At 64.2% G+C, this 8,197-nt stretch carries 5 protein-coding genes, 1 tRNA gene and 1 pseudogene; 4 read left to right on the top strand and 3 right to left on the bottom strand.

Annotated features, from left to right (window positions below; all coding sequences use genetic code 11):
• Together AX735_RS13645 and AX735_RS13650 are read right to left on the bottom strand one after the other, a co-directional pair.
• Window positions 1-3,834: NAD-glutamate dehydrogenase domain-containing protein (locus AX735_RS13645; RefSeq protein WP_066281228.1), on the bottom strand; the 3,834-nt coding region annotated here is incomplete at its 3' end.
• 181 nt (window positions 3,835-4,015) lie between these two features.
• Window positions 4,016-5,443 (bottom strand): PAS domain-containing protein, encoded by a 1,428-nt coding sequence (locus AX735_RS13650; RefSeq protein WP_082751099.1) that lies wholly within the window; start codon window positions 5,441-5,443, stop codon window positions 4,016-4,018.
• Window positions 5,444-5,659: 216 nt separating this feature from the next.
• On the opposite strand from AX735_RS13650, the gene AX735_RS13655 reads away from it, so the two are divergent.
• The 3 genes from AX735_RS13655 to AX735_RS26915 all read left to right on the top strand — a co-directional run bounded on the left by AX735_RS13655 (window position 5,660) and on the right by AX735_RS26915 (window position 7,124).
• Window positions 5,660-5,735 (top strand) — tRNA-Thr (locus AX735_RS13655).
• 162 nt (window positions 5,736-5,897) lie between these two features.
• Window positions 5,898-6,398 carry a tyrosine-type recombinase/integrase gene (locus AX735_RS26910; protein ID WP_446471815.1) on the top strand — a complete coding sequence of 167 codons (501 nt, stop codon included), beginning with the start codon at window positions 5,898-5,900 and terminating at the stop codon, window positions 6,396-6,398.
• Between the two features lie 42 nt (window positions 6,399-6,440).
• Entirely contained in the window at window positions 6,441-7,124 is a 684-nt protein-coding gene (locus AX735_RS26915) for a tyrosine-type recombinase/integrase (RefSeq protein ID WP_446471816.1), read from the top strand.
• 66 nt (window positions 7,125-7,190) lie between these two features.
• Here the strand turns inward: AX735_RS26915 and AX735_RS25885 are convergent, their stop codons facing one another.
• Window positions 7,191-7,403 (bottom strand): hypothetical protein, encoded by a 213-nt coding sequence (locus AX735_RS25885; RefSeq protein WP_171007706.1) that lies wholly within the window; start codon window positions 7,401-7,403, stop codon window positions 7,191-7,193.
• On the opposite strand from AX735_RS25885, the pseudogene AX735_RS26920 reads away from it, so the two are divergent.
• A pseudogene (locus AX735_RS26920) lies at window positions 7,329-8,063 on the top strand (SOS response-associated peptidase family protein). The gene AX735_RS25885 and the pseudogene AX735_RS26920 sit on opposite strands and share 75 nt — an antisense overlap.
• Window positions 8,064-8,197: the final 134 nt, after the last annotated feature.

Genomic DNA, 8,197 nt, shown 5'->3' on the forward strand with positions numbered 1-8,197 from the left:
CGGCGGGAAGGCGGCGAGCAGCTCGGGCCGCATCGTCGGATCATCGGCGAGCGGGATGCGCTCGATCGCGTCCTGCAGCGCCAGCTTGGCGGTCGAGAGCAGCACGGCAAGCTCGGGCCGGGTGAGGCCATGGCCCTCCTGCGCGCGCCGCTTGAACGTGGCATTGTCGGCCAGCCCCTCGACCTTGCGGTCGAGCCGGCCCTGTTCCTCGAAGTGCTCGATCAGCCGCAGATAGCTGGGCAGCGCACGCGTGCCGCCCTTTTCGGCGATCGATAGCCCGAGCGCCTGCAGACGGTTGTCCTCAAGCACCAGGCTGGACACGTCGTCGGTCATCGAGGCGAGCAGCGCGTTACGCGACGGCTCGTCGAGCAGGCCGGCGCGCATCACCGCGGCAAGGCCGATCTTGATGTTCACCTCGTTGTCCGAACAGTCGACCCCGGCGGAATTGTCGATGAAATCGGTGTTGATCCGCCCGCCAAGCATCGAGAAGGCGATGCGCGCGGCTTGCGTGACGCCCAGGTTCGCGCCTTCGCCGACGACCTTGCAGCGCAGCTGCTCGGCGTTGATGCGCAAGGGATCGTTCGAGGGATCGCCGACGTCGATATTGTTCTCCGACGCGGCCTTGATGTACGTGCCGATACCGCCGAACCAGATCAGGTCCACCTCGGCGCGGAGGATCGCGGAGATGAGCGCCGCCGGCTCGATCTCGTCCTGATCGATGCCCAGCATCGCCTTGACCTCGGCGGTCAGGGGAATCGCCTTCATCGACCGGGGGAAGACGCCGCCGCCCTTCGAGATCAGCGCCTTGTCATAATCGTCCCAGCTCGAGCGCGGCAGCGCGAACATGCGTGCGCGCTCTTCCCAGCTCTTCGCCGGATCGGGATCGGGATCGAGGAAGATATGGCGGTGGTCGAACGCGGCGACCAGCTTGATCGCCTTGGAGAGCAGCATGCCGTTGCCGAAAACGTCGCCGGACATGTCGCCGCAGCCTGCGACGCGCACCGGTTCGGTCTGCACATCGACGCCCATTTCGGCGAAATGGCGCTGGACCGAGACCCAGCCACCCTTGGCGGTGATGCCCATCGCCTTATGGTCGTAGCCCTGCGAACCGCCCGAGGCGAAGGCATCGCCCAGCCAGAAGTTGAACTCCGCCGCGATGGCATTGGCGGTGTCCGAGAAGGTTGCGGTGCCCTTGTCGGCAGCAACGACGAAATAGGGGTCCTCGCCATCATGCACCACGACATCGGCCGGGTGCACCACCTTGCCGTCGACGATATTGTCGGTGACAGACAGCAGCGTGCGGATGAAGGTCTTGTACGCTTCCTTGCCGCCGTTCAGCCAGCCGTCGCGATCGGTCGCGGGATCGGGAAGCTGCTTGGGGAAGAAACCGCCCTTGGCACCGGTCGGCACGATCACGGCGTTCTTCACGCGCTGCGCCTTCATCAGGCCGAGCACCTCGGTGCGGAAATCGTCACGCCGGTCGGACCAGCGCAGCCCGCCGCGCGCGACGGGGCCAGCGCGCAGGTGGATGCCCTCGACCTGCGGCGAATAGACGAACATCTCGCGCCAGGGCAGCGGGGCGGGGAGGCCAGGCACCTTGGCGCTCTCAATCTTCATCACCATCGCCAGCTTCGCCGCCGGCGCAAAGGCGTTGGTGCGCAGCACGGCCATGACCAGCGCGCGCAGCATGCGCAGCAGCCGGTCATCGTCGATTGCGGAGACTTGGGTCAGCCCGGTGTTGATCGCGGCGAGATTGGCCTCGGTCGCCGCCTCGCGGTCGCCGGTAAACGCGGGATCATGCCGCGCGATGAACAGCGCAACCAGCGCGTGCGCGACATCGGGCGCATCGTGCAGCGCATCGACCATCGTGCCGATGCCATAGGGCAGGCCCGCCTGGCGCAGATAGCGATACCAGGCGCGCAGCCAGATCACGGCGCGCTGCTCAAGCCCGGTTGCGGCGATCAGCCGGTTGAACGGATCGTTCTCGGCCTTGCCCTCGAGCGTGCCCGAAATCGCCGCCTCGATCGCGGAGGCGCGCTGCATCAGCGCTTCGACATCGCCCTGACCGCGCAGGCTGAGCAGGAAATCGTGAATATGCCCGCCATCGGCTCCGCCCATCTGGGTCGGGATTTCCTCGAGCACGTCGAAGCCGAAATTCTCGAGCACCGGTACGGTCTCGGACAGCGGGATCGCGCCCGCCTGGCTGTAGAGCTTGAGCCGCAGGTTCTGCGCCGCGTCCAGGCTCTTGCGATAGAGCCGCGCCCCGTGCTGCTCGGGCCCTTCGAGATTGCGCAGCCGCAGGATGTCGAGCGCGGCTTCCTGCGGGCCGTAATCGGTGCGATAGGCCATCGGGAACTGCGCGGCATAACGGCTGGCGAGCGCGGCGGCGCGGCTGTCTTCGCCCTGCGCGATCAGCGCTTCCTCGACCGAGGGTTCCCAGCCGCGCACCATCGCACGCAGCGCCGCATCGAGCGCGGCATCGTCAATCTGGTCGGCACCATCGCGCACGTCGAGCACATAGCGCAGCAGAGCGATCTCGCCGTCCTCGAGCGAAATCGACCAGCTCAGCGTCTTGCCGCCCGAGGCCTCGGTCAGCATCCGCTCGATCGCGACGCGGCGCCCGGTCGAAACCTCGTCGCGCGGCAGCCAGGCGAAGACGAACAGATGGCGCTTGAGCGACGACTGGACGGTGACCAGCTTCGATCGCGGACGGTCGGCGAGCGACATCGCGGTGAGGGCAACGCGCTCCAGATTTTCCAGGCTGAACGCGATCAGCAGGTCGTGCGGCAGCGCGGTCAGCGCATGCGACAGCGCCTTGCCGGCATGGCCGTTGGGGGCAAAGCCGAACTTGTCCATCAGCAGCTTCAGGTGCGCGCGCAGCACCGGCACGCGCTCGGGCGCGGCGGCGAGCGCGGCGCTGGTCCAGATACCGCCATGCACCGAGAGCGCGGCGACGCGGCCGTCTTCCCAGATCGGCAGGATGATGAGATCGAGCGGTGCGCGGCGGTGCACGGTCGAGATGAAGTTCGACTTGATGATCAGCGGCGCGGCCTTGCCGCTTTCGAACCAGGCAAAGGCGCGTTCGAACGAATGCGCGGCGAGCAGCTGGCGATCCTCGCCCGCCATGCTCGCGAGGCCCAGCGGGGCTTCGGTCGCACCGTCGCGGCGATAGCGCAGATGCGCAAGCTGGGTCATGTTGCGGTCGAGGAACCAGCGCAGCAGCGCCGCGCCTTCGCCATCGGCCATCGCCGCGGCATCGGCGGCCATCGCCGCCTGCAGCATCGGCCAGTCGGTCACGGCGGCGCGCACATCGGCCATGGCGGAGAGCAGCGCGGCCTCAAGCGCCTTGCGCTGCCGGGCATCGGCGCGCTCGACCTCGAGATAGACGACGGACTCGCGCCGCTCGCCGGGGGCCTCGTCGGTATAGATTTCGCTCAGCAATCCATCGGCATCGCGGCGCAGCGCCACCACCGGATGGATGACCCGGTCGATCGCCAGGCCGAAGCGCGAGATGGTGGCAGCGATGGAATCGACCAGGAACGGCATGTCGTCGTTAATGATCGCCAGCCGCATGTGCCTGTGGCCTGCCTGTCCCGGGATCGATTCGATCGCGAGCACGGTATCGGGCGAGGGACGCCGCGCCATCGCCCGAAGCGCGAAATCGGCGGCCTGCTTGCTCGCCTCTGCGTCAAATCCCTCGTTCTCGCCCGGCAGTGCGCCTTTGAGAAACGCGTCGCTCAAGGTCTGGCGAAGGCTTTCGTGCTTTTTGGGATCGGAAAACGGGGTGCTGGACGGCGCGTCTGCATCGGACGCAGCATTCTGGATGTCGGCCATGGGTTCCTCGTGCCCCGCGTGCGCGCTGGTTTGCCGCCTCTTTATGGGGTCTGCTGCCCCGGCTTATGCGCCATCGCTCGCGGCTTCTCAAGCATACAGCCGGGTAACCACGCCAAAATGACGTAATTTTCTTTCAGTCGATCGATTAAATGTTACGAGTTTTGCAGATAGCGTTCCGGGCTCAACCCGCGATCTTGCGCAGGATGCGATCGGCAACAGGGTCGTCCTCGCCGATGATGCCGATCACGCCGAGCGTCCCATTGGCATCGCGCCGCGCGACCAGCACCGCAAATTCGCTGTCGCCCAGGTCTACCGCGCTGACCGGCTGGGCAGGCGCCGCGCGCAGACGCTGGCGCGTCTCGTGCTTGCGGCAGAGCTTTTCGGCATCCTCGTCGCGCGCACGGCGCGCCTTGCGCTCGATCTGCACGATCGCCTTGAGCCCGCCGGGCTGCTGCGCGAGCAGGTCGGCCAGGCCGCCGCGGGGTATGTCGCGACGCATCGCATGGGCGAGCACGCACGCATATTCGGCAAGCCGCGTCTTGTCATAGCTGGCGCCGAAGACAAGCTTGACCAGCGGGGTCATCGGGGCACGCGCCTGGGCCGCGATGCCGCTATCGGCCAGCAGCGCGGCATAATCGTCGGGGCGACCGCGCGCCGCCAGCGCGAAATCATAGGCGCGGCCGATTGCGGCGTAGAGCGCGTGGCGCGACCGGTCCTCGGTCGCCAGCGCGGCCTCGACATGCGCGCGTGCGAAATCGAGCAGATCGGCGAGAGCTTCGTCGCCGCCTGGCAGATCGACCACCGGGAAAGGATTGGCCGCCGGCTCTTCGTCAAGCCCGCCGAAGCCAACCTCGATCAGGCCATCCGAAAGATCGTCGAACATTGCATAGCCATCGAGCGAAAGCGGCTCGTCGAGCGGCTCCGCACCGATTTCACCTGGTGCCAGATTCTGCACGGGATCATCTTCCCAGACCGGCAGAGCGGGCTTGCGCGGGGCCTGTTTCACCGCCTCGTCGATCTGCAGGATCAGTTCCTCGGTGAGCTTGCGGTCGGCCAGCTCCTTCCAGTTGATCACGCCATAGACGAAATCGATCGTGTCATCGTCGGTGGAGAAGGGCAGCAGGATGCCGCGATACATGATCGTCGATCCGCGATCGTTCACATATTCGGCCTCGAATCCGATCGGCGCCTGGTTGGCCAGGATCTGCATGTAATGATCGGTGATTCGCGACAGCAGCGACCGGCCTGGCACCTCGTCGAGATAGGCGATCGCCTCGGGCAGGTTGCTTTCCTCGCGCAGCGCCTTGCCGATGAAAGGGATTGCCGGGTTCTCGATTCCCGACGTGAAATCGAGCAGCACGCTGTGCGGTCCGAAGTCCTCGATATTTTCCGGATCGAGGTCCTCGATCGACGGAAATACTCTATTTCCCAGCAGCTTGGCCCAATGGTTATAGGCACGGACGTGCATCCGCCGCTCGTCGCTGCCAAAGGTCTGGGGCGGGTCCATCAGCGCTTCATCATCGCTGCTTGCGTCTGCCGATGCCAGCAGCTCTTCGTCTGCGGCATCATGGCCTTGTCCGACATCGCGATATCCGCGCAGAGTATCCATGGAACGGTCCCAATCAGTGTCCTAGGCGGCCACTGTCTCGCAAGGAGGTAAAACTAGGGTTAATTAACCACATCAGTGCGTTAGCCAGAACCGGCCCCCGCGCTGGCGATCCGGACGACCGCGCGTTTGCATGCTGCAAGCTGCTCAAGGCGTCTTGCATCCGGCCCGCGAGGCTGATAACGGCACCGCTCGCATCGGCCAATCAAGGCCCCGCGCGCCGCTTTAGCTCAGTTGGTAGAGCACATCATTCGTAATGATGGGGTCACGTGTTCGAGTCACGTAAGCGGCACCAGCACCCCTTCCCAAATCGTCTCAAAACGTTGAATTTCTGCGGGTTTCGGGCTGTTTTGCTCGCGACGGGAATCTCGCTTTGTTCCAGATTGTGCCCCCAGATTGCATTAATTTGGGGGCACAATTGGGGGCACAGCGACAGGAAAAAGCGTGGTGCCCCCAAATGCCCCTCAAAGCCGCAGAAATCAGAGGGTTTCAGCCGATTGATACCCTTTACCGCAAATCCGACGATAAAGGCCTCTATCTTGAGATTCGGCCGAACGGTTCGAAGCACTGGTTCTTGAAGTACAGGATCCACGGATCTGAAAAGAGGTTGTCACTTGGGACATGGCCTGAGGTGTCCCTGGCTGACGCTCGCGAGCGCCGGGACGATGCCCGCAAAAAAATCAGGGAGGGCGATGATCCGCTTCATTCCCGCAAAATGGAGAAGATCAGGGGCCGATTGTCGGCTGGGAACAGTTTCCAGTCGGTGGCCGAGGACCTGATTGCTGTCCGGTTCGTCGCCAGCAAGAAAGCAGAGGCCACCATCGAAAAAGCTCGCTGGTATCTCTCGCATTTGACGCCAGCCATCGGCCCCCGGCCCATCGATGCGATCGAGCCCGCTGAGCTCCTGGTGGTGCTCAAGAAAATCGAGAAGGCAGGCAAGCGCGAAACCGCTGTCTGAACCAGGGCCTTTGCCAGCCGCGTGTTTCGGCATGGGGTAGCCATGGCGCTATGCAAACATGATCCCGCAGCCATGCTTGGCGGGGCTCTGGCTACCCCCATTGTGACTCATCATGCTGCTGTGCTCGAACCCCATCAGCTGGGAGAGGTGCTGCGCTCCATTGATGATTATGCCGGAAGCATCGTCGTGAAGATTGCGATGCAGCTTTTGCCGCACGTGTTCCTTCGTCCTGGCGAGCTACGCCAAGGCAAATGGACAGAGGTCGATTTTGACGAGGCGGTCTGGCGGATCCCTGCAGAACGCACCAAGCTGCGTCGGCCCCACAGCGTTCCCTTGTCCCTTCAGTCTGTGAAGCTACTCAAGACGCTTCGCGAGCATACCGGCTGGCGGGACTACATGTTCCCTGCCCAGAGCTCGCTAAAGAAGCCGATGTGCGAGAATGCTATGAATTCCGCTTACCGCCGAATGGGGTTCGGCAAAGATGTGGTGACTTCCCACGGGTTTAGGGCAACTGCCAGCACCTTGTTGAATGAAAGCGGAAAATGGCATCCCGACGCTATCGAGCGCGCCCTTGCCCACGGACACAGCAATGCAGTGCGAGGTGCCTATGCTCGAGGCCAGTATTGGGATGAGCGGGTCGCGATGGCACAATGGTGGAGCGATTACCTCGAGCGACTCTCTGTAGGCGCGCAGGTCGTGCCGATGATGAAAGGCGCCAGCGGCTGAACTGACGAGCAACGGATCTGGTGACATCGGCAAAACGAGCGCCCGGTCCGGGCTGGCGTGCCATCTTCATTGCTCCGCCCGGGGAATGTGTGGCGGTTCAAGGCGCGACATGGTCTGCCCGGAAAGAACGGGATCGAGCTTGTCAGCTTCCGCCAGTGCCCATTCCTCCCAATCTGAAAGTCGCTGCTTGCCTATATCGCCGCGATGCTCAAGCTCACGCTTCACCCGGGCAATGAGGGCGCGAAGATCCTGCGACTGGCGCAACAGCTCCCCGCTCATACGCAAGCTTGCGATCCGCTGCTCATTGAGTTCGCGAATGTCTTCGAGCCTCAGCCTCGCTCGTTCCTGCCGTGCCGCTTCAGCGCAAACGTGCTGCGGGCGTATAACGAGGGGCCGGCAACGGTGCACCCGAAGGAGTCCGGCTGGGTGGTACGGCAGCGCGTTGGGCAAATGGTGCTCGAGCAAATGACCTGGGGTTTCCCGGTGGTCCTGCGCGGGAAGCAGGGGCAGCCGCTCGAGCCCAAGCCCGTCAATAATGCCCGGTTCGACAAGCTCGGCGCGTTCTGGCAGCGCTGGGCAGCCTTGCCCGAGCATCGCTGCCTCATCCCTACCTCGCGCTATGCCGAAGCCGTAGGCACACCGGGACGCATGACCGAGACCTGGCTGTCGGTGCGCGGGGAGCCGATCTTTGCCTGGGCCGGGCTCTGGCGAACCTCGGACGAGTGGGGCGACTGCTATACCGGCGCGATGACCGAAAACGCTCCCGAGCTCTAGCACATACACGATCGCTCGCCGGTCATCCTGCGCGCGGATCAATGGAAGACCTGGCTCACTGCACCGCTTGCTGAGCTCTATGCGTTCGACAAGCCGTATCCGGCCGATGCCATGACGGTCGAGGCCACCGCGAACCTGTGGGCGCGGTCCACGAACAAGGGATAACTGCATGCGTCCGAAACCCGATCCGGTAAAGCCCGAGCAGCTCAGCGTCTGGGATTTTCCCCGCCCTGCTGTTGCGGAACCCTGCGATGCGCACATCCGCATCGAGCATCGCGGCGTCATCGTTGCCGAGACCC

Source organism: Blastomonas sp. CCH1-A6 (genome assembly GCF_001556365.1).
In the GTDB taxonomy this organism is placed as follows: domain Bacteria; phylum Pseudomonadota; class Alphaproteobacteria; order Sphingomonadales; family Sphingomonadaceae; genus Blastomonas; species Blastomonas ursincola.